The 25,640-nt window shown below is 71.2% G+C and carries 25 protein-coding genes and 1 riboswitch; of the genes, 10 read left to right on the top strand and 15 right to left on the bottom strand.

Features of this window, described 5'->3' with window-relative positions:
* Positions 1–31: 31 nt before the first annotated feature.
* From ACZ7LU_RS38905 to ACZ7LU_RS38885, 5 genes are all read right to left on the bottom strand, one after another.
* Positions 32–1,090, bottom strand: a complete 1,059-nt coding sequence (locus ACZ7LU_RS38905; protein WP_471919542.1) for a hypothetical protein — start codon at positions 1,088–1,090, stop codon at positions 32–34.
* Entirely contained in the window at positions 1,087–1,440 is a 354-nt protein-coding gene (locus tag ACZ7LU_RS38900) for a PadR family transcriptional regulator (protein ID WP_471919541.1), read from the bottom strand. Before ACZ7LU_RS38900 ends, ACZ7LU_RS38905 begins: the two co-directional genes overlap by 4 nt.
* Positions 1,441–1,479: 39 nt before the next feature.
* Positions 1,480–2,358 (bottom strand): alpha/beta fold hydrolase, encoded by an 879-nt coding sequence (locus tag ACZ7LU_RS38895; RefSeq protein ID WP_398302911.1) that lies wholly within the window; start codon positions 2,356–2,358, stop codon positions 1,480–1,482.
* A 58-nt stretch (positions 2,359–2,416) separates the two neighbouring features.
* Complete coding sequence (locus tag ACZ7LU_RS38890; RefSeq protein ID WP_398302913.1) at positions 2,417–2,665, bottom strand: acyl carrier protein; 249 nt, start codon at positions 2,663–2,665, stop codon at positions 2,417–2,419.
* Positions 2,666–2,888: 223 nt separating this feature from the next.
* Complete coding sequence (locus ACZ7LU_RS38885) at positions 2,889–3,464, bottom strand: TerD family protein (protein WP_030791572.1); 576 nt, start codon at positions 3,462–3,464, stop codon at positions 2,889–2,891.
* 178 nt (positions 3,465–3,642) lie between these two features.
* Here ACZ7LU_RS38885 and arfB point away from each other — a divergent pair, with 178 nt between their 5' ends.
* On the top strand, positions 3,643–4,071 hold the full coding sequence (gene arfB / locus ACZ7LU_RS38880; RefSeq protein ID WP_398302915.1) for an alternative ribosome rescue aminoacyl-tRNA hydrolase ArfB: 429 nt from the start codon (positions 3,643–3,645) through the stop codon (positions 4,069–4,071).
* Between the two features lie 163 nt (positions 4,072–4,234).
* Here the strand turns inward: arfB and ACZ7LU_RS38875 are convergent, their stop codons facing one another.
* A complete protein-coding gene (locus tag ACZ7LU_RS38875; protein ID WP_398303736.1) occupies positions 4,235–4,816 on the bottom strand; it encodes a flavin reductase family protein in 582 nt (193 codons plus the stop codon).
* Positions 4,817–5,215: 399 nt separating this feature from the next.
* On the opposite strand from ACZ7LU_RS38875, the gene cdgB reads away from it, so the two are divergent.
* Together cdgB and ACZ7LU_RS38865 are read left to right on the top strand one after the other, a co-directional pair.
* A complete protein-coding gene (cdgB, locus tag ACZ7LU_RS38870) occupies positions 5,216–6,853 on the top strand; it encodes a diguanylate cyclase CdgB (protein WP_398302917.1) in 1,638 nt (545 codons plus the stop codon).
* 87 nt (positions 6,854–6,940) lie between these two features.
* On the top strand, positions 6,941–7,909 hold the full coding sequence (locus ACZ7LU_RS38865; RefSeq protein WP_471919540.1) for a carbohydrate-binding protein: 969 nt from the start codon (positions 6,941–6,943) through the stop codon (positions 7,907–7,909).
* An 82-nt stretch (positions 7,910–7,991) separates the two neighbouring features.
* On the opposite strand, the gene ACZ7LU_RS38860 is transcribed toward ACZ7LU_RS38865, so the two are convergent.
* From ACZ7LU_RS38860 to ACZ7LU_RS38835, 6 genes are all read right to left on the bottom strand, one after another.
* Positions 7,992–8,324, bottom strand: coding sequence for a peptidase inhibitor family I36 protein (locus ACZ7LU_RS38860; RefSeq protein ID WP_471919614.1), 333 nt, complete (start codon positions 8,322–8,324; stop codon positions 7,992–7,994).
* An 84-nt stretch (positions 8,325–8,408) separates the two neighbouring features.
* Positions 8,409–9,257, bottom strand: coding sequence for a class II fructose-bisphosphate aldolase (locus ACZ7LU_RS38855; RefSeq protein WP_471919539.1), 849 nt, complete (start codon positions 9,255–9,257; stop codon positions 8,409–8,411).
* A gap of 74 nt (positions 9,258–9,331) precedes the next feature.
* The gene (locus tag ACZ7LU_RS38850) at positions 9,332–10,267 is read right to left on the bottom strand and encodes a 1-phosphofructokinase family hexose kinase (protein WP_471919538.1); all 936 of its coding nucleotides are present in this window, start codon (positions 10,265–10,267) and stop codon (positions 9,332–9,334) included.
* Positions 10,268–10,422: 155 nt separating this feature from the next.
* Positions 10,423–11,562 carry an N-acetylglucosamine-6-phosphate deacetylase gene (gene nagA, locus ACZ7LU_RS38845; protein ID WP_471919537.1) on the bottom strand — a complete coding sequence of 380 codons (1,140 nt, stop codon included), beginning with the start codon at positions 11,560–11,562 and terminating at the stop codon, positions 10,423–10,425.
* Positions 11,562–12,578 (bottom strand): ROK family protein, encoded by a 1,017-nt coding sequence (locus ACZ7LU_RS38840; protein WP_471919536.1) that lies wholly within the window; start codon positions 12,576–12,578, stop codon positions 11,562–11,564. The genes nagA and ACZ7LU_RS38840 overlap by 1 nt, the downstream gene beginning before the upstream one ends.
* Before the next feature lie 671 nt (positions 12,579–13,249).
* Positions 13,250–14,143, bottom strand: a complete 894-nt coding sequence (locus ACZ7LU_RS38835) for an SIS domain-containing protein (protein WP_471919535.1) — start codon at positions 14,141–14,143, stop codon at positions 13,250–13,252.
* A gap of 166 nt (positions 14,144–14,309) precedes the next feature.
* On the opposite strand from ACZ7LU_RS38835, the gene ACZ7LU_RS38830 reads away from it, so the two are divergent.
* From ACZ7LU_RS38830 to otsB, 3 genes are read left to right on the top strand one after another with little or no spacing between them, the layout of a single operon-like run.
* On the top strand, positions 14,310–15,575 hold the full coding sequence (locus tag ACZ7LU_RS38830; RefSeq protein WP_471919534.1) for an ABC transporter substrate-binding protein: 1,266 nt from the start codon (positions 14,310–14,312) through the stop codon (positions 15,573–15,575).
* 41 nt (positions 15,576–15,616) lie between these two features.
* Positions 15,617–15,859 carry a DUF3263 domain-containing protein gene (locus tag ACZ7LU_RS38825; RefSeq protein WP_468305255.1) on the top strand — a complete coding sequence of 81 codons (243 nt, stop codon included), beginning with the start codon at positions 15,617–15,619 and terminating at the stop codon, positions 15,857–15,859.
* A gap of 19 nt (positions 15,860–15,878) precedes the next feature.
* Complete coding sequence (gene otsB / locus ACZ7LU_RS38820; protein ID WP_471919533.1) at positions 15,879–16,751, top strand: trehalose-phosphatase; 873 nt, start codon at positions 15,879–15,881, stop codon at positions 16,749–16,751.
* 24 nt (positions 16,752–16,775) lie between these two features.
* Here the strand turns inward: otsB and ACZ7LU_RS38815 are convergent, their stop codons facing one another.
* Entirely contained in the window at positions 16,776–18,182 is a 1,407-nt protein-coding gene (locus tag ACZ7LU_RS38815) for a trehalose-6-phosphate synthase (protein ID WP_398302935.1), read from the bottom strand.
* A gap of 50 nt (positions 18,183–18,232) precedes the next feature.
* On the bottom strand, positions 18,233–19,177 hold the full coding sequence (locus ACZ7LU_RS38810) for a glucosyl-3-phosphoglycerate synthase (protein ID WP_471919532.1): 945 nt from the start codon (positions 19,175–19,177) through the stop codon (positions 18,233–18,235).
* Positions 19,178–19,353: 176 nt separating this feature from the next.
* A riboswitch (SAM riboswitch) is annotated at positions 19,354–19,482 on the top strand.
* On the opposite strand from ACZ7LU_RS38810, the gene thrC reads away from it, so the two are divergent.
* From thrC to groL, 4 genes are all read left to right on the top strand, one after another.
* Positions 19,476–20,795, top strand: a complete 1,320-nt coding sequence (thrC, locus tag ACZ7LU_RS38805; protein WP_398302939.1) for a threonine synthase — start codon at positions 19,476–19,478, stop codon at positions 20,793–20,795. It overlaps the preceding riboswitch by 7 nt.
* Positions 20,796–20,881: 86 nt before the next feature.
* Positions 20,882–21,157 (top strand): MoaD/ThiS family protein, encoded by a 276-nt coding sequence (locus ACZ7LU_RS38800; protein WP_150217764.1) that lies wholly within the window; start codon positions 20,882–20,884, stop codon positions 21,155–21,157.
* 419 nt (positions 21,158–21,576) lie between these two features.
* A complete protein-coding gene (locus ACZ7LU_RS38795) occupies positions 21,577–21,780 on the top strand; it encodes a cold-shock protein (protein ID WP_005315736.1) in 204 nt (67 codons plus the stop codon).
* Between the two features lie 329 nt (positions 21,781–22,109).
* Positions 22,110–23,735: a chaperonin GroEL gene (gene groL / locus ACZ7LU_RS38790; protein ID WP_062776541.1), complete on the top strand. Its 1,626-nt coding sequence runs from the start codon at positions 22,110–22,112 to the stop codon at positions 23,733–23,735.
* A gap of 91 nt (positions 23,736–23,826) precedes the next feature.
* On the opposite strand, the gene ACZ7LU_RS38785 is transcribed toward groL, so the two are convergent.
* Complete coding sequence (locus ACZ7LU_RS38785; RefSeq protein WP_471919531.1) at positions 23,827–25,137, bottom strand: esterase/lipase family protein; 1,311 nt, start codon at positions 25,135–25,137, stop codon at positions 23,827–23,829.
* Positions 25,138–25,640: the final 503 nt, after the last annotated feature.

The following is a 25,640-nucleotide window of genomic DNA, read 5'->3' as shown; positions in this document are numbered from 1 at the left end:
GCAGGTTACGGCTCGGACGCCGTCCCCACAGTTACGTCCGTTGCTTGCGAAGGGTGCGCCATTCGCCGACCGCGCCCCACGCCGCGCAGCCGAACGCGCCCACCAGGCAGGCCACCCAGCCGGACGACCGCTCCTGCGGGTCGAGCAGCGTGTCGACGGTGAGGGCCGCGAAGAGCAGCGACGAGGCCAGGGCGCCGTAGAACTTCTGCCGCGTGACGCGCTGGGCCCTGCGCGGTCCCTCGGAGAGGCGCAGGGCGTAGATCTCGACGTCGCCGAAGACGTCCTCGGCGCGCCCGGCCCGCCGGGCCTCGGCGAGGTGCTGCCGCGCTTCTTGTACGTGGCCGCGCGCCTCGCCGGCCTTCATGGCGTGCCGGCCGCGCAGCAGTCCCTCCAGGCGGGCCAGCCACCGCTCGTCGTCGGGGCCGCCTGCCGGGTGCGCGGGCGTGAACCAGCGGTCGATCGTGGCGTCCGGGAGCAGGAAGGCGCCGGCGGCCCACGCGGCGCCGGCCAGCATGAGCACCGGGGCGGGCACGCGGAACAGCTGTTCGTCGGAGAGGGCCGTGGCGCAGGCGATCCCGGTCACCAGGGTCGCGGCGGCCGCCGCGAGGAACGCCCACATGCCCCGCAGCCGTCCGGCGGCGCGGGCGGCGAAGGCGACGCAGGCCAGTGTGGCGGCCAGGACGATGCCCGTGACTCCCGCGACCGATGACCGGTTCACCCCGGCCCACAGCCCGTCCTGGTACCAGTACAGGCCGAAGACGGCCGCCCAGATCACCCCGAGCGTCCCGACGGAGGCGGTGATCCGCTCGCCGGGGCGCATGCCGCGCGTGTCGAGCTGGGCGCGGTACCGCTCGCTGACGCGTTCGGCGGCGACGGTACGGGCGTACGCGGTCGGGTCACCGAGCACGTCGAGGGCGGGCTGCCCGGCCTCTTCGACCAGTTGGCGGGCCTCGGCGAGCATCTCCTCGGCGAACCCGACGGGCACGCCCTCGTCGAACGCGAGCCGCACCTGGACGGTCGCGGCCCACTTCTCGTCCTCCTCGCGTGCCCAACTGACCTCAGGTGTACGGGTCGTACCTGCCCTGCTCATTCCTCGTCCCCCTTCGCCGGGAGCTTCACCGGAAGGAGCGAGTCGACGGTCCGGGAGAACGCCCCCCAGGCGGCCTGGTCACGCCGCAGCCTCGCCCGCCCCTCCTCGGTGATCCGGTAGTACTTGCGCCCGGGCCCGCCGTCCCCCGCGCCCCACTCGACCTCGACGGCGCCCTCCTCTTCGAGGCGCGTGAGGGCGGGGTAGAGGGTCGCGGCCTTGACGCCGTCGAGCCCTGCCTCGCCGAGCCGCCCGAGCAGGGCGTACCCGTAACTCCTCGTCTCACTGTCGAGGATCCCGAGCAGGCAGAGGGGCAGCGCGGCCCGCGTCCATGCGGTGGGCGGAGTGGCCACGGCGCCCTCTTTCGTCACGGCTCACGGGCTGACGGCTCTTCAGCCCGACTGACTATTCGAGTATTCATAATAGTCGGCGTTCTGTACAACCCCGTCGTTCATGAGGAAGGAGGTGACAAGGGAGCTGATGGCTTCGGGGCGCTGCAACGGCATCATGTGGTCGCAGTCGGGGAACGTGGCGAATCGGCTGCCGTCGATCGTCTCGGCGAAGGCCCGCTGCCGTTCGAGGGTGTGGAGATGGTCGTGCTCACCGGTGAAGACCAGGGTGGGCACCCCTACGAGGCCGCCCGACAGGGAGCGGTGCTCGGTGAGGGCGGTCTCCAGCAGGTTGACGTTCTGCGGATCGCGGGCCAGGGCGCGCAGGGAGCGCCGGACGTAGCCGAGGGACAGGGCCCGGCGGTGGACGTGGTGGCTCTCGTCGAGGCAGAGCAGGCCGGCGGCCATGTGGTCGGCGAAACCGGCGGTGTCACCGGCCTTCGCCTTGCCGATGGCGTGCCCGAGGTGGGCGACGATCTCCTTCGTGAGCTCGACGGGCACCCCGCCGATGAGGAGACGCGCGACCTGACCGGGGTGCCGCTGCGCGTAGTGGAAGGCGACCGCCGCCCCGAGGGAGTAGCCGTAGAGATTCACGCGGGCGTGGCCCGTGTCGGCGACGATGGCCGCGAGCCCTTCGGAGAGCTTGTCGATGCTGCTCTGATCCGGGGACTGGAAGGCGGCGGGGTCCAGGCCGGGCATGTCCACGGTGATCAGACTGGTCCGGGGCAGGACCACGTCCTCCAGATACGTCCAGTCGTACATGCCCTCGAGGATTCCGCCCATCAGGACCACGGGTTCGGTGGTGGGGGCCGGCCGGCGCATCTCGCGGTAGGTGTACGACACGCCTCGCACCGTCAGAGTGCGGATGTGTTCCTCGGTCATGTGCTTCTCGATTCCGTCGCAGCCGTCACTCCGTGCAGCCGTCACTCCGTCGCGGCCGTCACTCGCCCGTGGTCTTCTGGCGCACGACGTTCAGCAAAGTGGCGACCGTGTCACGCGAGTTGAGGCTCACGTCGGCCAGATCGACGGCGCACTCGTCCTCGACCAGCCAGCGCAGCTCCTCCAGCGCGAGGGAATCGATGCGCAGCTGGTGGAACGGAGTGTCGGGGGAGACGTCCTCGAGGCGGACCCCGAAGTTCTTTCGCAACAGATCCCGGACGCGATCAGTAGCTTCCACTTCAGCTTCCACTTCGTACCGCTCCTTGTTCGCGATGATCCATCGAGAAGGTGGTACGCATGTGCCGCTCTCATCGGAACAGCGGTCACGTGGCCACCAACCGCTCAGACCAGGCCAACGAACCAGCCGCCGCACGGGTTACGGGACCGCTCCGCGGTGCCGGGGGACCGTCCCGGTCCCGGGCACGACGGAGGGCCCCGGCGGCGACACCGCCGGGGCCCTCCGAGCCGTCATCTCAGACGTTCACGCCGAAGTCCTGCGCGATGCCGACCAGGCCCGAGGCGTAGCCCTGGCCGACGGCGCGGAACTTCCACTCCGCGCCGTTGCGGTACAGCTCGCCGAAGACCATGGCGGTCTCGGTGGCGGCGTCCTCGGAGAGGTCGTAGCGCGCGATCTCCGTGCCACCGGCCTGGTTGATGATGCGGATGAAGGCGTTCCGCACCTGGCCGAAGTTCTGCGAGCGGTTCTCGGCGTCGTAGATCGAGACCGGGAAGACGATCTTCTCGATGTCGGCGGGCAGACCCGCGAGGTTCACGTTGATCTGCTCGTCGTCGCCCTCGCCCTGGCCCGTGACGTTGTCACCGGTGTGGACGATGGTCTGGTCCGGCGTCGCCTTGTTGTTGAAGAAGACGAAGTGCTGGTCCGAGAAGACCTTGCCCTGGGTGTTCACCGCGATCGCGGAGGCGTCCAGGTCGAAGTCGGTGCCAGTGGTGGTGCGGACGTCCCAGCCGAGGCCCACGGTGACGGCGGTCAGGCCCGGAGCCTCCTTGGTGAGCGAGACGTTGCCACCCTTGGACAGGCTTACTGCCATTGTTGGGAGTCCCTTCCCTCGTTGCATACGTACGGGCTTCGTACTGGGGACGAAGCTACCGTTCACCCCTAACAACGCGGACCAGGGTCCCCAGGGTTCCGCATCGCTTTACTTTCTTTACCCGTGGTCCCACGAAAAGCGTGTGACGTGAGCCCGACAGACGCGGGACCATGGAGGCATGTCCGGTCCCTATCCCATCCGCGGCTCCGTCTGTCTGCCCGAGGCCGAGCTCATGTGGCGTTTCTCGCGGTCGTCGGGGCCGGGCGGGCAGCACGTCAACACCACCGACTCCCAGGTCGAGCTGCGGTTCGACCTCGCCGGCACCGACGCGCTCCCCGAGGTGTGGAAGCAGCGCGCCCTGGAGCGGCTCGCGTCCCGGCTCGTCGACGGCGTCGTCAGCGTACGGGCGAGTGAGCACCGCTCCCAGTGGCGCAACAGGGAGATGGCGGCCACGCGGCTCGCCTCCCTCCTCGCCGAAGCGACCGCGCCGCCGCCTAAGCCGCGGCGTGCCACGAAGGTTCCTCGTGGCATCAACGAACGGCGCCTGCGCAACAAAAAGGCCCGGAGCGACACGAAACGGGGCCGCTCCGGCCAGGGCTGGGTTTAGCCCTCGTCAGGGGGCGCCTCGTCAGGGGCGCGGGGAACTGCGCGCTCAGCCAGAGAGAAGCCGCAGTCGCGACTGCCGGGATCCCGGCAGATGCGTCTGCGGCTTTTTCGTGGTTGCTCGCGCAGTTCCCCGCGCCCCTGACGGGGCGCAGCCGGACGGGGCGCTAGCCCAGTTGGCGGTAGCGGCCGCGGAAGTACAGGAGCGGGCCGCCCTCCCCGCTGGGAAGGGCGGCCGTCAGGACGCGGCCGATCACGAGTGTGTGATCGCCCGCCACCACCGTCTGCTCGGTGCGGCACTCCAGTGTCGACAGCGCGCCGCCGACCAGCGGCGCACCGGACGCGGCACCCCGTACGTAGGGAATGTCCTCGAAGAGGAGCCGGTCGCTGATCCGGCCCTTCATCGCGAAGCGGCCCGCGATGTGCCGCTGGCTCTCCGAGAGGACCGACACCCCCCACAGGGGCTGCTCGGCGAGCAGGTCGTCCATCCGGGAGCCCTCGCGCAGGCTCACCATGACCAGGGGCGGGTCGAGGGAGACGGACAGGAAGGCCGTGGCCGTCATGCCCACGTCCTCGCCCACCGGCGCGGCCGGATCGTCCGGGTCCAGGCCGGGCTCGCGCGCCGTCACCAGGACCACGCCCGCGGCCAGGCGGGACATCGCCGCGCGGAACTCGTCGTTGCTCACCCCATCAGCATGCCCATCCTTCGACGGGACGCGTGGGGAAGGCGGGGCCGGGAGAGTCTTCAGTACGTGAGCCACGACGTCGAAGCTAGCCGGTGAGCCCTCCTCGAAACATCGGGCTCCGGTCCCAGACCGGTCCTAGGACCGACGGCGGAGCCGCACGAAGGGACAACCGAAGGGAAAGAACTCGGCAAAGCAGGCACGCAGTGCCGCCCGATGCGGTGGACTAGTCCAAGGGACTGGACCAACGGCGGCTTCTCACCTGTGACTTGAGTCACAGGACCCATATTTTGTTGACCCTGTGTACCGAGTGGGCAGCTCGCTGTGATTCAGTGACGGTGGCAATAAGACACTGAGGGCACAAAGGCACAAGACACAGTCACACGGCACGGAAGACCACCACGGAAGAACACTGCGGGCGCTGCGCATCCTGGAGTTGCTGTCGAGGTCTCGGGGAGAACGAGCATGGAGACCGAGTCGGAGCCGTACGTCCGTCTTGCGACCCTGCGGCAGCTGCACCAGGTGGTAGCGGAGCTGAACACGGCCCGGAGCCTGGCGGACACGCTGCAGACCGTCGCCGACGGCGTCGTCAACGGCCTTGGCTATGAACTGGCGTGTGTCAATCTCGTGCGCCCGGACGGCGATCTCGTCGTCGCCGCCTTCGCGGGCAACCCCTCCGCCGAGGCCCTCATCACCGGACGTGTCGGCTCCCGCGACGCCTGGGAGCGCCGCCTCGCCATGGGCGAGGCATGGGGCGCGCTGCGCTTCATCTCGCACACCGAGGGCTGGGTCCTCGACGACGACGACGTCCCGCAGTGGTACACGGAAGGGCCCGAGCCCCGCTTCGAGGACGAGTGGCACCCCTCCGACCGCCTCTTCGCCCCCATGTACGCGACCGGGGCGGCCGGCGGCGAACTGCTCGGCGTGATCTCCGTGGACCGGCCGCGCAACGGCCGCAGGCCCGGCGCCTGGGGCCGCGAAGCCCTCCAGATGTACGCGTTCCAGGCCGCCATCGCGATCAGCAACGCCCGGCTCAGGGCCAACATGCAGCGCGCCCTGGTCCGCCTGGAGCGGGAGCAGCAGGCGCTGCGGGCCAGCGAGGAGTCCTTCCGGCAGGCCTTCGAGTACGCGCCCTCCGGCATGGCCATCGCCGAGATGGGCGGCGACCAGCACGGCCGGATCCTCCGGACCAACGACGCGCTCTGTCGCCTCCTCGGCCGCCCCGCATCCGCCATGCGGCGCTACTCCTTCTCCGACCTCGTGCACCCCGAGGACATCGGGACGCTCCTCCGCACCTCCGCCGAGGGCGGCCGCGCCGAGCTGCGGCTCGCCCGGCGTGACGGCACGTACGTGTGGGTGAGCCTGCGGAACTCCGTGGTCGCCGACGCCGCCGACGGTCCCCGCTTCCTGCTCACGCACGTCGAGGACATCGAGGAGCGCAAGCGCCGCGAGCTGCAGCTCGCCCACCGGGCCAGCCACGACTCCCTCACCGGCCTGCCCAACTCCGCCGAGCTGCGCGCCCGGCTCAGCGCCCGCCTCTGCCGCAGGCCGCACGCGGGCCGCCCGAGCGCCGTGGACTCCCTCGACGCCGCCTACGAACACGGCTTCGACTTCGGGCACGCCTCGCTCCAGCAGGACGAGGGCTTCGACCCGCACGTCCACACCGTCGCCCCCCAGGGCGGCGAGGGCGACGTGGACGACGGCACCAAGGGGCTCGCCGTCCTCTTCTGCGACCTCGACGGCTTCAAGTCGATCAACGACCGGTTCGGGCACCACACCGGTGACGCCGTCCTCATCGAGGTCGCGCGCCGGCTCACCAGCGGGGTGCGGGACGGGGACACGGTGGCGCGGCTCGGCGGCGACGAGTTCGTCGTCCTCGCCGACGGCCTCGGCCGCGCCGACGCCCAGGACCTCGCGGTCCGCCTGCGGAACGCGATCATCCCGCCGATCCGGGTCGACGGCAGAGCGGTCCGGGTGGGGGCCAGTTTCGGCATCGGCTGGGCGCATTGCGGGATGTCGGCCGACGAAGTGTTGCACTCCGCCGACCAGCGGATGTACGTGGAGAAACGCTCACGTGCCAAGCAGCACCGGCGGGCCGGATAGCGATACCGATGAGGTCAAGGCCACTCCTTGGGCTCACTCGGACCGGGTAGGCTCCCCGCGTCAGCGATGTAAGGGAGTGACCTGGGAATGACGCCCGGCAATAACGGCGAGAACACGCCGAGCGCGCCGCAGGGCGACGACGATCCGTTCGGCTACCTGTACGAGGACGGACAGGCCGCCGGCGCGACCCCGCCCGGCGGTGGCGGTGGCTACGGGTACCCGGGGCCCCGGTCCTCGTACAACCAGGTCAGAGCGGTCGGCGACCGCCGCCCCGCCTACGGGCAGCAGACGTACGGTCAGCAGGTGCCGCAGCAGGCCCAGCAGCAGGCCTACGGCCGGCCGAACGCCCACTACACCGCCCCCGAGGCGCAGCCCGGCGGCGCCCCGGTGACGCAGCCCATGCAGCCGGCGGGCGGCGGCCGCGGACGTGGCCCCAACACGAAGGGGCTGCTGATCGCCGCCATCGCCGTGGTGGCCGTGGTCGCCATCGGCATCGGCGCCGCGATGATCTTCGGCGGCGGTGGCGACGAGAAGGACGGCGAGGCGCAGGCGGGCGGCAAGCCGACGCAGGCCGAGTCCGTCAAGCCCAGCGAGAAGCCGAGCAAGAAGCCCGAGAAGCCGGTCGAACTGCCCAAGACGGACGCGAAGGCCCTGAAGCTGGAGGGCGGCACGACCACGGCGTCCGACGTCGACGGCGCCAAGGCCGCGGGCGGGGTGTACGTGGCGGGGCTCAACAAGACCGGCGCGCAGGTGACGTGGACCGTCAACGGCATTCCGAAGGACGGCCCCTACACGCTCTTCGTGAGCTATGGCGTGCCCGGCAAGGACGCCGAGACCACCCTCGCGGTGAACGGCAAGGTCTCCGAGCGCAAGCTCCGCATGGGCAATTTCGCGAATGCTGCGGAAGGCGCCTGGGACAAGGGCTGGACGTACACCTACGTGTACGCGGAGCTGGCCAAGGGCACCAACACGTTCACGGTCTCCTGCCAGCCGGGTGACAAGTGCGACGCCAACCTGGACCAGTTCTGGTTGAAGGCGGGTCACGTGGAGAAGTGACCGCGCGGACCTCGACGCGAAGCGCCGCTCGACCGGGACCTTCCGGTCGAGCGGCGCTTCGCGTCGGTCCGAGGCCGAGGACTCAGGGGCCCCACACGGCGATGCTCGTGACCACGAAGGGGGTGGCGCTGGAGAAGTGCCCGGTCTTGATGTCGAGCTTCCTGCCGTAGCATCCGGCGTCGCTGTAGAGCGTGATGCGCTTGCCGGACTGGTTCGACACCGTGCGCGCACCGCCGCTCTGCACGTCGTAGCAGCCCGGCGTGAGCTTGCGATTCTGGCGGGTGCCCTCGAAGTTCCTCTTCACCCAGGTGCAGACCTTGCCCTTGGCGCACACCGGCGCGGCGGAAGCCGGCTGCACGGCGGCGATCGGGAGGGTGGCGGCCAGGGCGGCACCGGCCAGCAGCAAGGAGCGCATTCTCACGGGGGTGTATCCATTCTCGCGGAGCTCGGGGCAGTGAGTTGTTGATCTTCCCATGTCCGTTATGGAGGGGCAAACCGCTCACACGATGAGCTGCTGGAAATGCGCCACCGTCTCCGCCACGGCCTCTCGCCCCGGCGCCACGTACTTGCGCGGGTCCACCGCCGAGGGCTGCGCCTCCAGGAATGCCCGCACCGCCCCGGTGAACGCCGAGTTGAGCGCCGTGCCCACGTTCACCTTCACGATGCCGGACGCGATGGCCCGGCGGATCTCCGTGTCCGGTACGCCACTTGAGCCGTGCAGTACGAGGGGGACGGGGACGGCCGCCGTGAGGGAGGCGATCAACTCGTGGTCCAGGGTGGCCGTGCGCTCCGTCATCGCGTGCGTGGACCCGACGGCCACCGCGAGGGCGTCGACGCCCGTGTCGGCGACGTACGCGGCCGCCTCCGCCGGATCGGTGCGCACCCCGGGCGCGTGCGCGTCCAGCGGCGCCTCACCCTCCTTGCCGCCCACCTCGCCGAGCTCCGCCTCCACCCAGATGCCGCGCTCGTGGCCCCAGCGGACCGCGTCCGCCGTCGCCTTCACGTTATCGCCGTACGACAGCTTCGACGCGTCGAACATGACGGAACTGAAGCCCTCCGGGTGCGCGGCCCGCAGCAGCTCGACGTCCGTCACGTGGTCCAGGTGGAGCGAGAGGCGGGCCGTGGACGCGTGGGCCACCGCGGCCGTCGCCGCCGCGATGGCGGAGAGCCGGCCGCCGTGGAACTTCACGGCGTTCTCGGAGATCTGGAGGATCGCAGGCGTCCCGGCCCGCTCGGCGCCGAGCGCGACCGCCTCCGCGTGCTCCAGGGTGATGACGTTGAACGCGGCGACGCCGTGACCCGCGGCGCGGGCCTCCGCGACGAGTTCGCCGGTGCTGACCAGTGGCACGTGCTCCCCAATTCCCAGGGCGCTGCGCCCCGTTGTGCGGTGCGAGATGCGGGTCTGTGCTCAGCCGCGGTGGGTCACGCCGGGGTGGCCTGAGCGGTCACCGCGACCCGAGGCAGCAGTTCTTCGTACGTTGCGGGGTCGAACTCGCCCGCCACCGGCGCCACCACCGTCGCCGCCGACAGCGCCACGGCGCGGGCCAGGCGGTCGGGCCACGGCAGCTTCTCGGCGAACCCGGAGAGGAGCCCCGCGACCGCCGAGTCGCCGGCGCCGGTCGGGTTGCCGCCCACCCGCTTCGGAGGCCTGGCGCGCCAGCCGCCGTCCGGGGTGACCGCGAGGAGGCCGTCGGCGCCGAGCGAGGCGACGACGGCGTGCGCGCCCCTGCGGCGGGCGTCCCGGGTGGCCTGCGCCGGCTCGTGGGAGCCGGTCAGCTCGGCGAGCTCGTCGGCGTTGGGCTTGACGATGTCGGGGCGGGCCGCGACACCGCGGCGCAGCGGCTCCCCGCTGGTGTCGAGCAGGACGGGGACGCGGGCGGACCGGGCGGACCGTATGAGGAGGGCGTACGCGCCGACGGGGACGCCGGGGGGCAGGCTGCCGCAGAGGGCGACCGCGGCCAGGTCGCCGCGGTGCAGCGATTCCTCGTAGGAGTCGAGGAAGGCGGCCCACTCGGCGGGGGTGACCGTCGGGCCCGGCTCGTTGAGCTGGGTGGTGTCGCCGGTCGCCGCGTCGACCACGGCGAGGGTGCGGCGGGTGGTGCCCGCGACCGGGGCGAACGCGTCCGTGACGCGCGGCTCGGCGGCGAGGCGCTCGCGCAGGGTGCGGCCGGTGTCGCCGCCCGCGAAGCCGGTGACCGTCACCTCGTGGCCGAGGGCGGCGAGCACGCGGGCGACGTTCACACCCTTGCCGCCCGGGCGTTCGACGACCTCGGTGACGCGGTGCGTGGTGTGCGGGACGAGGGCGGGGACGCGGTAGGTGAGGTCGAGGGCCGCGTTCAGCGTGACGGTGAGGATCACGCGTACCACCCCCGAAGTGCCTGTCGAACGTGCCTGCCGTTCGCCTCTCTTGGGCCCTGATCATGCCAAACAGAAGGCGGTTGGCCCAGGGGGGAGGGCCAACCGCCTTCTGTTCAGGACACCCGAACGGGTGGTGAAATCACCCGAGTTGGGGGTTAAAAGGGCTCAACCACCCATTCGCCCTTCCGCATGACGCCCTTCAGGTCGAAGGCCGCGTCCAGGACCACCAGGTCCGCGTCCTTGCCCGGCTCCAGGGAGCCCACCCGGTCGTACAGGCCGAGGAGCCTCGCCGGATTGGCGGAGATGGCGCGGACGGTGTCGTCGACGGAGAGGCCGTCGACGGTCACCGAGCGCTTGAACGCGCGGTCCAGGGTCAGCGTGGAGCCCGCGATCGAGCCGCCCTCGACGAGCCGCGCCACGCTGTCCTTCACCTCGACCTCCAGCGGGCCGAGCATGTAGCGGCCGTCGCCGAAGCCCGCCGCGTCCATGGCGTCCGTGATGAGGGCGACGCGGGAGGCGCCCGCGTGGTGGAAGGCCAGCTCGAAGGCGGCCGGGTGGAGGTGGGTGCCGTCGTTGATCAGCTCGACGGTGACCCGCTCGTCCTCCAGGAGCGCGGCGATCGGGCCCGGGGCGCGGTGGCCGAGGCCCGGCATGGCGTTGAAGAGGTGCGTCGCGACGGTGGCGCCCGCGTCGATCGCCTCGACGGTCTGCTCGTACGTCGCGTCCGTGTGGCCGATGGCGGCGATGACGCCGTGCTCGGCGAGGAGCCGCACGGAGTCGATGCCGCCCGGCAGCTCGGTGGCGAGCGTGCACATCTTCGCCTGGCCGCGGGCCGCGTCGAGGAGCTTGCGGACGTCGGCGGGGTCGGGGTGGCGCAGCAGGCCCTCGCTGTGCGCGCCCTTGCGGCACGGCGAGATGAAGGGGCCCTCGAAGTGGATGCCCGCGATGTCGCCCTGCTCGGCGAGCTCGGAGAGCACGCCGGCCCGCTGGGCGAGGAAGTTCATCTCGCCGGTGACCGTCGAGGCGACGACGGTCGTGGTGCCGTGCAGCCGGTGGGTGTGGACGCCCTTCAAGACGTCCTCGACCGTGCCCGAGGTGAAGGAGGCGCCGCCGCCGCCGTGGTTGTGGATGTCGACGAAGCCGGGGACCACCCAGTGGCCGGTGAGGTCGACGGTCTCGGCGCCGGCGGGCGGGCTCCCCGCGATGCGGGTGCCGTCGACGATCACGCGGCCGTTCGGGACGGTTCCGGTGGGCAGCACCACCTGGGCACCGGCGAGAACCTTGCTAGTGGCCATCAGGTGGCTACCTCCGTGGGGTGGTGGGGTGTCGGGTCGGGGTCGGTGGTGGGGCTTTCCGTGGGCGGGCCGTCGGTGGTCGGGCCGTCGGTCGTCGGGCCGATGAGGTCCCAGGCCAGCAGGCCAGCGCCCAGGCATCCGGCGGTGTCGCCGAGGGCCGCGGGCACGATCTCCGGCAGCGTCTGGAACCGCACGACGCGCGCCGCGACGGCGGCCCGCAGCGGCGTGAACAAGGTTTCCCCGGCCTCCGCGAGACCGCCACCGATGATCAGGGTGTGCGGGTCCAGCAGGGTGAGGGCGGTGAGCAGGCCGTCGGCCAGGGCGTCCACGGCGTTCCGCCAGACCTCCTGGGCCCTCGGGTCGCCGGACTCCACGGCCTTCGCGCAGTCCGCGGCGTCCGCCTCCGGGTCGCCGCTCGCCTCGGCCCACGCCTTGCTGACCGCGGACGCGGAGGCGAGGCGCTCCAGGCAGCCGCGCTGGCCGCAGCCGCAGGGCGGGCCGCCAGGGCGGACGACGATGTGCCCGATCTCGCCGGCCGAGCCGTGGGCGCCGGGCTCGATGGCGCCGCCGATGCCGATGGCGCCCGCGATGCCGGTGCCCAGGGGTACGAACAGGAACCGGTCGGCGCCCTTCCCCGCCCCTATGCGGCCCTCGGCGAGGCCGCCCGTCCGGACGTCGTGGCCCAAGGCCACGGGGACGCCCTCCAGGCGGGCGCTGAGGAGGTCGCGCAGGGGGACGTCGCTCCACCCGAGGTTGGCCGCGTACACGGCCACACCCCGCTCCGCGTCCACGATGCCCGGCACGGCGACTCCCGCCGCGGCGGCGGGCTCCCCGAACCGCTCGACGCCGTGGGCGCGCAGCTCCGCGGCGAAGCCGAGGATGGACTCGACGACGGCGTCGGCGCCGCGGTCGCGGCCCGTGGGGCGGCGCGCCTCGTGCAGCAGGGTGCCGTCGGCCCCGACCAGGGCGGCCTTCATTCCGGTGCCGCCCACATCGAGGGCGATGACGTGTCTCACGGGGACAGTCTCGCGCGTCGGCCGTGACAGGTCTAGTCCACTTCGTGCTCCCGTGCCGGGCGCGCGATCTTTTTGGGCGCAGCTGTCCGCTTGTGGGGGCCTCGGGGGAGGGGGTGGCGGCCCCTCCGGGGCGGGGGGTGGTCGGCGTTTCGCGCCCCGGGCTGTTCCGCCCGTCCTTTCCTCGCCGCTTCGCGGCGGATCTTTCCCACCCGCCCACCCGGCACTCCGCAACGATCGGTTGCCGCACTGCCTCGCCGCTTCGCGGCGAAACTGCCCCACCCACCCACCCGTTGCTCCGCAGCTGACGACCACTGGCACAACCCCGCCGCTTCGCGGCGGATCTATTCCCACCCGCCCACCCGTTGCTCCGCACCTGACGACCGCTGGCAGAACCCCACCCACCCGTTGCCCTACGTTGCGTTTCGGTGCGGGGTGCACGGGTGGGTGGGTGGGAGGTGGCCGCCGCGGAGCGGCGGTTCAGGGCGTGGGCCCCACGAGCGAGAGGTGAGGACCGGGCGGCGGCAGCGTTCGGTGCGGTGGCGGTGCAGGGGACCACATCCTCGGCCGGGCGGGTCGGACGACCGGGAGGCAAACAGGGGCCCCGCCCCGGTGCCGAGCCGGGAGCGGCCGTAGCCCCGCGGCGACGGTGCCGCCAAGGCGGCCCACCAGGGTCAGCTCAGGATCACGCTGCGCGTCAGGTTGCGGGGGCGGTCCGGGTCCTGGCCACGGGACTCCGCGAGGGCCACAGCCAGGCGCTGGGCGCGGACGAGGTCGGCGAGCGGGTCCGCCTCCTGGCGGGCCACCAGTTCCCCGCCGACACGGGCCACGTCCCCCGCGAGCCCCTCCGGCAGCGTGCCGAACATCCAGGCCACCCGGCCGGGACCGGTGATCGAGATCGGACCGTGGCGGTACTCCATCGCCGGATACGCCTCCGTCCAGGCGCCGGCCGCCTCCCGCATCTTCAGGGCGGCCTCCAGGGCCAGACCGTACGTCCAGCCGCGCCCCAGGAACGTCCACTGCTCCGCACCCAGCACCGCCGCCGGCAGCGGCTCGGTCACCGCGAGCTCCGCGTCGACGGCCGCCTCGGCCACCGTCTTGAGGCCGGGAATGTGGCCGAGCCCGGCCCGCAGGAAGGCGAAGGCCGTCGTCGCGAAGCGGGTCTGGACGACCGACTCCTCGTCCGCCCAGTCCAGGACCGCCACGGTGTCCGCCGCGTCCATGACGGGGGTTTTCGGGTCGGCCGTGAGGGCGAGCGTCGAAACCGTGCCCTTCAGGCGCGTCAGCAGGTCAAGGACCTCCGTCGTCGTGCCCGAGCGAGTGATCGCGACGACGCGGTCGTACGTCCGCCCGGCAGGGAACTCCGACGACGCGAAGGCGTCCGTCTCGCCGAGCCCGGCCGCCTCGCGCAGCGCCGCGTACGCGATGGCCATGAACCACGACGTGCCGCACCCGGTGACGGCGACCCGCTCTCCCGGCTGCGGAAAGGCCTCGAATGTGGCGGCCGCCTCCACCGCCCGGTGCCAGCAGGCGGGCTGGGTGGCTATCTCTGCTGCGGTACGCGACATGCGCCGGGGCTCCTCGTCAGTGCGGGGCTGGTGCGGGACTCCCGCCATGGTCATCGGCGGGACCGCCGTTGCACAAGTGATACGCGGGTGGTGTAGACCTTGTGTCCGGACTCGGGGGAAACTCGCGGTTCAAGCGGATTGTGGAAGCAACGAGGGTGGGACAGCTGTGCAGCGGCGCGTGACAGGACTGACCGCGGCGGTGGCCGCACTGGGCATGGCGGGCGTACTCGCCGGCTGCGGCGGTCCCGGCGACTCCGGCGACGTCACCCTCAAGCTGGTGGCCGCCGACTACGGCGACTCGGCGGCGAACAGCTCGAAGAAGTACTGGGCCAAGGTCGTCGAGGGGTTCGAGAAGGAGAACCCCGGCATCAAGGTCGACGTGACCGTTCACTCCTGGAACGACGTCGACCGCGAGGTCAAGGAGATGGTCAAGAAGGGCGAGGCCCCCGACCTGGCACAGATCGGCGCCTACGCCGACTACGCCGCGCAGGGCAAGCTCTACGAGGCCGACGAGCTCCTCTCCATCGCCACGCAGGCCGACTTCCTGGCCCCGCTCTCGCAGGCCGGCGAGGTCAACCGCATCCAGTACGGCATGCCGTTCGCCTCCTCCACGCGGCTGCTCTTCTACAACACCAAGCTCTTCAAGGACGCCCACCTCACTCCGCCGCAGAGCTGGAGCGAGCTGCAGGCCGACGCGAAGGCGCTCAAGGCGCGCGGCGTGAAGATCCCGTACGCGCTGCCGCTGGGCCCCGAGGAGGCCCCCGCCGAGACGCTCATGTGGATGCTGAGCGGCGGCGGCGGTTACACCGACAACGTCGGCTCGTACGCCCTCGACTCCCCGCAGAACGCCAAGACGTTCGCCTGGCTCAGGGACGAGCTCGTCGGCAAGGGCCTGACCGGTCCCACGCCCCCCGCGCAGCTGAACCGCGCCGAGGCGTTCGCGGCGTTCTCGCGCGGCGAGGTCGGCATGCTCAACGGTCACCCGACGCTGATGAAGATGGCCGCCAAGAAGGGCGTGAAGTTCGGCATGGTGCCGGCGCCCGGCGTCAACGGCAAGGCGCAGGCCACGATGGGCGTCGCCGACTGGATGATGGCGTTCAAGCAGAACGGCCACCGCAAGGAGGCCGGCAAGTTCCTCGACTACGTCTACAGCAAGAAGAACGTGCTCGAATTCTCGAACGAGTACGACATCCTGCCCGTGACGACCTCCGCCTCGCAGGCGATGGCGAAGGACCGCGGCCACACCGCGCTCGGCGAGTTCCTCAAGGAGCTCCCCACCTCGGAGCTCTACCCGGTGGGCAAGACGTCCTGGGCGCAGGTCTCGGCGGACATCAAGAAGGACATCGGCAAGACCGTCGGCGAGGGCGGCGACCCCAAGTCGGTGCTCGGCCGGATCCAGACCCGGGCGATGACCGCGGAGAACGCCGAGTAGCCGATGCGGCCTTGTCCGAGGCGGCCGGTAGCGTGGCGGGCATGACCGATCAGGAGCGGGAGGGCCTCTCCGAGCGGGACCGCGCGGTGCTGGCCCTCGAGCGGCGGCCGTGGCCGGGCCCGGGCGCCAAGGAGCGCGCCGTCCGCGAGGAGCTCGGCATGGTGCCGGTGCGCTACTACCAGCTCCTGAACGCCCTCCTCGACGACCCGCGGGCGCTCGCCCACGACCCGATTACGGTCAATCGGCTGCGCCGGGTGCGGGAGTCCCGGCGCGCCGAGCGCTGACGCGGCTAAGGTCGGGCCCATGGGTGACCCTACGTACTCGCTGTCGAACCTGCCCGAGCCGCCCGGCCTGCCCGAGCCCGTGACGTCTGCGGGGCGCGACGGCCTCGCGGCGTTCCTCGCCCGGCCGGAACGCGCCGTGGTGGCGCTGGACTTCGACGGGACGCTCGCCCCGATCGTGCCCGATCCCGAACAGGCGCGCGCCCACCCGGACGCCGTGCCGGCGCTCGCCGCGCTCGCCCCCCGCCTGCGGTCGGTGGCGGTCGTCACGGGCCGCCCGGCGGGTGTCGCCGTCCGCTACGGCGGCTTCGCGGGCGTCCCCGGCCTGGAGCACCTCGTCGTCCTCGGGCACTACGGCGCCGAGCGCTGGGACGCCGTCACCGGCACGGTCCGCGCCGCCGAGCCGCACCCCGGGGTCGCGGCCGTCCGCGCCGAGCTGCCCGGCTTCCTGGACGGGATCGGCGCCTGGCGCGGATCGTGGATAGAGGAGAAGGGCCGCGCCGTCGCCGTGCACACGCGCCGGGCGCAGGACCCGCAGGCGGCCTTCGAGGCGCTGCGCGAGCCGCTCGGCGAGCTGGCGCACCGGCACGGCCTGATCGTCGAGCCGGGCCGGCTCGTCCTGGAGCTGCGGCCGCCCGGCATGGACAAGGGCGTGGCCCTCGCCGAGTACCTGCACGAGGTGGGCGCCGAGTCCGTTCTCTACGCAGGCGACGACCTCGGCGACCTGCCCGCCTTCGGCGCCGTGGAGAAGCTCCGCTCGGACGGTGTCGCGGGCCTGCTCGTGTGCAGCGGCAGCGCGGAGGTCAAGGAGCTGGCCGGGCGGGCCGACCTGGTCGTGGACGGCCCGCAGGGTGTCGTACGGCTGCTGTCGGCGATCGGCGCCCGGCTGACCTGAGCGCGCGCGGGCGCGCGGGGCGCCTCAGCCCGTCAGGGCCCGCAGCTGGTCCAGGAACCACTGCGCGGGCGGCAGCGCCGTCGCCGCCGCCGCGAGGCGCTTCGTGCGCTCGGCGCGCTCCTCCGGCGGCATCAGGAGGGCCGTGTGCAGGGCCTCCGCCGTGGCCGTGACGTCGAAGGGGTTCACGGAGAGCGCGTCCTCGCCGAGCTCCTCGTGGGCGCCCGCCTCCCGCGACAGGACCAGCGCGCAGCCCTCGTCGGAGACGACCGGGACCTCCTTCGCGACGAGGTTCATGCCGTCGCGGATGGGGTTGACCAGGGCCACGTCCGCCATGCGGTAGGCCGCGAGGGAGCGCGCGAAGTCGTCCTTGACGTGCAGGACCACCGGGGTCCAGCCGTCCGTCCCGTACGTGGCGTTGATGTCCTCGGCGACCCGGGAGACCTCCGCGGTGTAGTCGCGGTAGACCGCCAGGTCCTGCCGGGACGGGTAGGCGAAGGCGACGTGCACGACGCGCTCACGCCACTCGGGGTGGGTGTCGAGCAGCTCGCGGTAGGCGTGCAGGCCCCGGACGATGTTCTTGGACAGCTCCGTCCGGTCCACCCGGACGATCAACTTCCGGTCCTCGCCGTCCTGCGTGCCCGCCTGCTCCCGCAGCGCCCGCATCCGCTCCTCGACGTCGTCGCGCCGCGACCGCTCCCGCAGGAAGTCGGCGTCGGCGCCGAGCCCGTGCACCCCGATCCTGGTGCCCGAGGTCCCGCCGACGAGCCGCACACAGCACTCCGTGAACGCGTCCGCCCACCGCCCGGTGAGGAAGCCGAGCCGGTCGGCGCCGAGCATCCCGCGCAGCAACTGCTCGGCCACGTCGTCCGGCAGCATCCGGAAGTAGTCGGCGGGTGCCCACGGGGTGTGCGAGAAGTGGCCGATGCGCAGGTCCTCGCGGAGCTCCCGCAGCATGCCCGGCACCAGCGCCAGGTGGTAGTCCTGCACCAGGACGGCCGCCCCCGGCCCCGCCTCCTCGGCGAGCGCCTCGGCGAACGCCCGGTTGTACGTCTCGTACGCCGCCCACTGTGCGCGGAACTCCGGTCCGAAGACCGGTTCCAACGGCGTCTGGTAGAGCAGGTGGTGGACGAACCACAGCACCGAGTTCGCGATGCCGTTGTACGCGTCCGCGTGGACGTCCGCGTCGATGTCCAGCATCCGTACGCCCGGCTCACCGACGCCCCGGCGCACCGCCTCGCGGTCGCCGTCGCCGAGCGCCGCGCACACCCACAGGGCGTCCGCCTCGTCACCGATGGCGCTGAGCCCGGAGACCAGGCCGCCGCCGCCACGCCTGGCGGTCAGCTCACCGTCCTCTCCGACGGTGTACGAGACGGGGCCGCGGTTGGACGCGACGAGTACCTGTGCTGCTGACGAACCGTGCTCGGAGACCATGTGGCAAAACGTAGCCCGTCCCGGGGTCGGGCAAACGTACGGGCTCCCGGTCACGCCACGCGGCGGTGCGCGTACTCGGCGATGCTCGTCATGGGCGGCCGCTCCTCCGTGTCGACCGCGTACGTCCGCGGCACGAACCCGTGCTCGCCCCGCTCGAACTGCGTGAGCTCGGGGCGTACGAGATGCCCGCGCGCGAGCCGCAGCTGTGCCGTCCGGTAGATCGCCGCCGCCATCCGCCCGAGCGCCTGCCCGTCCTGGTGCCGGTGCTTGCGCACCCCGACGTCCACCTGCGCCAGCGCGTCCAGACCCACCGTGTGCAGCGCGTCGACGAGCAGGCCGAGCTCCACGCCGTACCCGACGGGGAACGGCAGCCGCTCGAGGAGCGACCTGCGGGCCGCGTACTCGCCGCCGAGCGGCTGGACGAACCCCGCCAGCTGCGGCCAGTGCATGTTCAGGAGCGGCCGCGCCATCAGCTCCGTCACCCGGCCGCCCTGCCCGGCGGCCTCGCCGAGCGGGCGGTCGTACATCGCCTTCACGAAGGCCACGTCCGGGTCGGTGAGCAGCGGTCCCACGATCCCCGAGACGAAGTCCGCGGAGAACTCCCGCAGGTCAGCGTCGACGAACGCGACGATGTCACTGCTCGTCGCGAGCAGCGAGCGCCACAGCACCTCGCCCTTGCCCGGGACCGCGGGGACGCGCGGCAGGATCTCGTCCCTGCGGACGACCTTCGCGCCCGCCGCCGCGGCGACCTCGGCCGTACGGTCCGTGGAGCCGGAGTCGATCACCACCAGCTCGTCGACCAGCGGGACCTTCTCCATCAGCTCGCGGCGTATCTCGGCGACGATCTCGCCGACCGTCCCCTCCTCGTCGAGCGCGGGCAGCACGACGCTCACCGAGGCGCCGCCGGCGCGCTTGGCCTCGGCGAGCCGGGCCGGCGGCCGGTCGGCGACGGACCAGGAACGCCTGCTGAGCCAGCGCTCGACCTCTTCCAGCACGGTCGCGGTCCTCCCATAGGTGATCGATGAGGTGATCGATGTGATCCATCTCGCGGTTCGGACGACTATCTCAAGGGTCCGGGGCTTCGGTTACAGTCTTGAACAACGCCGGTGACCATCGCATGTCGGGGTCACCGCCGCGTTGAGATCGACAACTGAAACCCATAATCGAAAACCGCTCATCCAGAGGGGCAGAGGGAAACGGCCCGTTGAAGCCCCGGCAACCCTCCCGCCGACCGCGAGGTCACGGTGGGGAAGGTGCCAATTCCGTCTCGCGGCGAGATGCGTCGCGAGGAAGATGAGGAGAAAGGGCCTCGCCTCCATGGCTGTGCAGACCGTCGCCACCCAGAGCACCACCCCTTCCGTCGACCTCGGGCCCGCCTCCGGCCTTTCCTGCCGTGAGTGCGGCACCACGTTCCCGCTCGGCCCGATCTTCGCCTGCGTCGAGTGTTTCGGCCCCCTCGAAGTCGCGTACGACCTGCCGCTCGGCGACCCGGAAGCCCTCCGCAAGCAGATCGAGGCAGGCCCCGCCAACATCTGGCGCTACGCCCCGCTGCTCCCCGTCCCCGCCGACGTGGCCGACAAGCCGAACCTCAACCCCGGCTGGACCCAGCTCGTCAAGGCCGACAACCTCGGCCGTGAACTCGGCTTCGAGCAGGGCAAGTTGTTCGTCAAGGACGACTCCGGCAACCCCACGCACTCCTTCAAGGACCGCGTCGTCGCGCAGGCCCTCGAAGCGGCGCGCGCCTTCGGCTTCACCACGCTCTCCTGCTCCTCCACCGGCAACCTCGCGGGCGCCGTCGGCGCCGCCGCGGCCCGCGCCGGCTTCCGCTCCTGCGTGTTCATCCCGCACGACCTGGAGCAGGGCAAGGTCGTCATGGCCGCGGTCTACGGCGGTGAACTCGTCGGCATCGAGGGCAACTACGACGACGTGAACCGCTTCTGCTCCGAGCTCATCGGCGACCCGCTGGGCGAGGGCTGGGGCTTCGTCAACGTCAACCTGCGGCCGTACTACGGCGAGGGCTCCAAGACCCTCGCGTACGAGATCTGCGAGCAGCTCGGCTGGGAGCTGCCCGACCAGCTCGTCATCCCCATCGCCTCCGGCTCGCAGCTCACGAAGATCGACAAGGGGCTGAAGGAGCTCATCGCCCTCGGCCTGGTGGCCGACAAGCCGTACAAGATCTTCGGCGCGCAGGCCGAGGGCTGCTCGCCGGTGTCGACCGCCTTCAAGGCCGGGCACGACGTCGTACGCCCCCAGAAGCCGAACACCATCGCCAAGTCGCTGGCCATCGGCAACCCCGCCGACGGGCCGTACGTCCTGGACATCGCGCGCCGCACGGGCGGGGCGGTCGAGGACGTGAACGACGAGCAGGTCGTCGAGGCGATCAAGCTGCTCGCCCGCACGGAAGGGATCTTCGCGGAGACCGCGGGGGGTGTGACGGTGGGCGTCACGAAGAAGCTTTTCGAGGCGGGGCTTCTCGACCCGGCCCTCACCACGGTGGTCCTGAACACCGGGGACGGCCTGAAGACGCTTGACGCTGTCGCCGAGACTTCGCAGGCCACCGCCACGATCAAGCCGAGCCTTGAGGCGTTTCGCTCCGCGGGGCTTGCCGGCTGAGGTTGTTGCTTCCCTGCGGGGCCGTTGTGGCTGGTCGCGCAGTTCCCCGCGCCCCTTACGGGGCCCGTATCCCCCTGAGGTGAACCATGAGTGTCAACGTTCGCATCCCCACCATTCTGCGCACCTACACCGGCGGCAAGGCCGAGGTCGCCGCCGAGGGGGCGAATCTGGGTGAGGTCATCGCCGACCTGGAGAAGAACCACACCGGGATCGCCGCCCGCGTCCTGGACGACCAGGGCAAGCTGCGCCGCTTCGTCAACGTGTACGTGAACGACGACGACGTCCGCTTCGAGCAGGGCCTGGAGACGGCCACGCCGGACGGCGCGGGCGTCTCGATCATTCCCGCCGTCGCCGGCGGCTGACCTTTTCGCAAGCACCCTGCGTAATTCGAATTGCCCCCTCCGCGAGAGAAGCGGAGGGGGCAATTCTGCTTGGTTGAGCGCGGTACAGTTGGGAAGCGTGCTTCGCCGTCAGTGCCGAGTGCATATACGAAGTCGGCCCGGAGCCGACAAGAAGTAGCCAAAGCGCACTGCCCATTTGAGCCTCATGTGCCTTTTGCCCGGCCCGACTTGCCCTGGATTCCGGTGAATTCTCCGCATATTACCGATCGGGCGCGCCCAGAATTCTCGTCCGATTGACCTGTTGCAGACGGCAGTTGGACAGATACATTCAGCGGCGGTCGACGCGTTCCGGCGCACACCCCCAATCAGTGGGGGGTGAGGTCTGACCCGGGTCCGCGAAGTGCGGTCCTGTGCAAGGGCCAGTAATAGGGGAGTTAGGCATGGCTCAGGGCACCGTCAAGTGGTTCAACGCGGAGAAGGGGTACGGCTTCATCGCGGTCGACGGTGGTGCGGATGTTTTCGTCCACTACAGCGCGATCCAGATGGACGGCTACCGCACCCTTGAAGAAGGTCAGCGAGTCGAGTTCGAGATCTCGCAGGGCCAGAAGGGTCCGCAGGCGGACATGGTCAAGCTCGCCGTCTAGCTCGGCGCGATCGACCACCGAAGCAAGCATCGCGAGGGGTCCGTATCCCACAGGGGTACGGGCCCCTCGTGTGCGTCCGGTGCGGGCCCCCGGGGTGCGTCCGTGCTCCCGCGCGCCGGGCGGATCTGGCGGGAGCACCTTGCACTCGTGGGGGTCGAGTGCTAATCATTGGGCTTAGCACTCTCCGAGTGAGAGTGACAGAACTTGGATCGGGTCGGTGAGGTCCGCAGGCCGCGTGGGGCAAGGAACCACACGGCACGCAGTCCGTCCGTCGCGGGCACCAGCACGGTCCGTTTGCGTTTCCACCCCGTCCGGGAGGACCACTTCACATGGCCAAGATCATCGCGTTCGACGAGGAGGCACGGCGCGGCCTCGAGCGCGGCATGAACCAGCTCGCCGACGCCGTCAAGGTGACCCTGGGCCCCAAGGGTCGCAACGTCGTCCTCGAGAAGAAGTGGGGCGCCCCCACGATCACCAACGATGGTGTTTCCATCGCCAAGGAGATCGAGCTCGAGGACCCGTACGAGAAGATCGGCGCCGAGCTGGTCAAGGAGGTCGCGAAGAAGACGGACGACGTCGCCGGTGACGGCACGACGACCGCGACCGTCCTGGCCCAGGCCCTGGTGCGCGAGGGTCTGCGCAACGTGGCCGCCGGTGCCAACCCGATGGCCCTCAAGCGCGGCATCGAGAAGGCCGTCGAGGCCGTCTCCGGCGCCCTGCTCGAGCAGGCGAAGGATGTCGAGACCAAGGAGCAGATCGCTTCGACGGCCTCCATCTCCGCCGCCGACACCCAGATCGGCGAGCTCATCGCCGAGGCGATGGACAAGGTCGGCAAGGAAGGCGTCATCACCGTCGAGGAGTCCCAGACCTTCGGTCTGGAGCTGGAGCTCACCGAGGGTATGCGCTTCGACAAGGGCTACATCTCGGCGTACTTCGCCACCGACATGGAGCGTATGGAGGCGTCGCTCGACGACCCGTACATCCTGATCGTCAACTCCAAGATCTCCAACGTGAAGGACCTCCTTCCGCTCCTGGAGAAGGTCATGCAGTCGGGCAAGCCGCTGCTGATCATCGCGGAGGACGTCGAGGGCGAGGCCCTGTCCACGCTGGTCGTCAACAAGATCCGTGGCACCTTCAAGTCCGTCGCCGTCAAGGCCCCGGGCTTCGGTGACCGCCGCAAGGCCATGCTCGGCGACATCGCCATCCTCACCGGTGGCACCGTCATCTCCGAGGAGGTCGGCCTCAAGCTGGAGAACGCCGGTCTCGACCTGCTCGGCCGCGCCCGCAAGGTCGTCATCACCAAGGACGAGACGACCATCGTCGACGGTGCCGGTGACAGCGACCAGGTCCAGGGCCGCGTCAACCAGATCCGCGCCGAGATCGAGAACAGCGACTCGGACTACGACCGCGAGAAGCTCCAGGAGCGCCTGGCGAAGCTCGCGGGCGGCGTGGCCGTCATCAAGGCCGGTGCCGCGACCGAGGTCGAGCTCAAGGAGCGCAAGCACCGCATCGAGGACGCCGTTCGCAACGCGAAGGCGGCCGTCGAGGAGGGCATCGTCGCCGGTGGTGGCGTGGCCCTGCTGCAGGCCTCCCAGGTCTTCGAGAAGCTGGAGCTTGAGGGCGACGAGGCCACCGGTGCCGCCGCTGTGAAGCTGGCCCTCGAGGCCCCGCTGAAGCAGATCGCGGTCAACGCCGGCCTCGAGGGCGGTGTCGTCGTCGAGAAGGTGCGCAACCTGACCGTCGGCCACGGCCTGAACGCCGCGACCGGTGAGTACGTCGACATGATCGCCGAGGGCATCCTCGACCCGGCGAAGGTGACGCGCTCTGCCCTGCAGAACGCCGCCTCCATCGCCGCGCTGTTCCTCACCACCGAGGCCGTCATCGCCGACAAGCCGGAGAAGGCGGGCGCTGCCCCGGCCGGCGGCGGCATGCCGGGCGGTGACATGGACTTCTGATCGACCTCTGGTTGATCACTGTCCCGTACGTACCGAGGGCGGCACTCCTTCTCACGAAGGGGTGCCGCCCTCGGGCGTTTCCCGTCCCGCTCTACGGCAGTCGGTCCATGATCCAGGTGCAGAGTTCCTCGGTGACCAGGGTGTGGCCCTCGTTCCGGGAGGCGCAGAGGAATTCGTCCAGCTCGCTCTCCTCCTCCGCGGAGGCCGTGATCGGCGCGTAGAGCTTCTCGTGGGTGTCGATGTCGCGCAGGGCGATGGCGCTGACCGTCGGCACGAAGCAGTGCTCGCGGAAGTCCGCCTCGGAGCCGAGGCCGATCAGTGCGGGGATCTTGTTCAGCTCGTCGGCGAGGATGCCGAAGCCCTCCAGGGTGCCGCCCGGCGCGCCGTCGATCTCGGGCAGGCCCGTGGTGCGGATGCGGGGCCTGCGCAGGGTCACCACCCGCAGCTGGGCGACGAGCTGGTCCTCGCCCGCGGACTGCGTGTACAGGTGGGTGCCGGTGATGGCCAGGCCCTTGCCGTGGAAGGCCTGCTCGCCGGCCGGGATGCCGTTGCTCTCGCCGATGCGGGAGCCATTGGACACACCGATCTTCTTCGGCCGCGAGGGCCAGCGGCCCACCCGGTCCAGCTCGGCGAGGAAGGTGCCGCGCTCCTTGTCCGTGTCCGGGGTGTCGCCCCACTCGCTGATGTGCTGCCACAGCAGCTGGCGAGCGGCCGGACTGTTCATCTGGTTCGAGAACGCCGCGTTGAGGCGCCGGATGTAGTGCGCGAACGACTGCAGCGCGACGGGTATCCAGGCGCCGCGGTGGGGGCTGTCGTACGAGAAGTACAGGGCGGTCTGGTGGTCGTTCTCGCCCGTCCCGCCGTCGTGCTCCATCTTGGCGAGCGCGTACCGCGTGACGAGTCCGCCCATGCTGAATCCGCCGACCGCCAGCGGGTGATCGCCGTTGCGCCGCGCGATGGTCTCCAGGATCGCGGCCCTGGCGACCTCGGCGTTCTCCAGGATCGACGCGCTCCGCTCGTCGAAGCCGACGAGGATGACGTCGTACCCGCGGCCGCGCAGGGCACTCAGGAACGGGAACGGGCCGCGTTCCATGATCTCCCAGGAGAAGTCGAGATCGCTCGGCCCCGAGCTGAAGCCGTCGCTGATGACGACGGGCCGCGTCAGGCCCTTCGCCCGGTCGGCGAGGTACACCCAGGCGGTGCCGCCGGGCAGCGCCCACTCGTCGTCGGGCTGCGGGGCGGCGGCGGGGGCCTCGCGGGCCTCGCGGGGGCCCGGGGCGAGGGTGATGCGGGCAGCCGACCCGATCGCCTCGGCCACCTCCCGCTCGTCCATCTCCTGCAGATCGGGCTGAACCGGCTGCTCGGCCCGGTCCGGCCGGTCGGGTTCGTTGCGCTTGCTCATGAGGGTCCCCTCCGGTCGCGCTGGTGTGGTGACGTCCGGTGCCATCTTTGATACGTCGAGTAGTCGCCGACACCCGCTCGCGGCAATCCGCGCCGGGGCCGGGGGCCTTTCGGACAGGGGGAGTTCGGCCGCGTACGCGTGTGACGGGTGGGGTGGGGGGCCTTGGCCTGGGTCGTACGGGGGTTCCTTGCCGCCGCACCCTGGCGGGGCGCGGCGCGTCGGCCAACTCGCCACGGGCCGGCTCCCGCTGGGGGCCTTCAACTCTGTCGCGAAGCCGACCGGGGTGGAGGGGCGGTGACTTCGGTTGGCCTGCACCTTGGATGGTGACCGGGGCCGCCCGGTGTTTTCCGGAGTGTGGCGGCTCCGGGCCGGCAGTAAAGGGCGCTCCGCTGCGCTGCGCGTCGGCTGCGCCGATTCCGCTCCGCTCCACCCTTGACTCCCGCCCCTCCACCGCACGTTGACTTTGACCCGGACGGCCAGGGGTGGGGCCGACGGGGACCCCT

This window comes from Streptomyces sp. NPDC039462, assembly GCF_055639375.1.
This window is presented reverse-complemented; position numbering and strand designations above follow the sequence as displayed.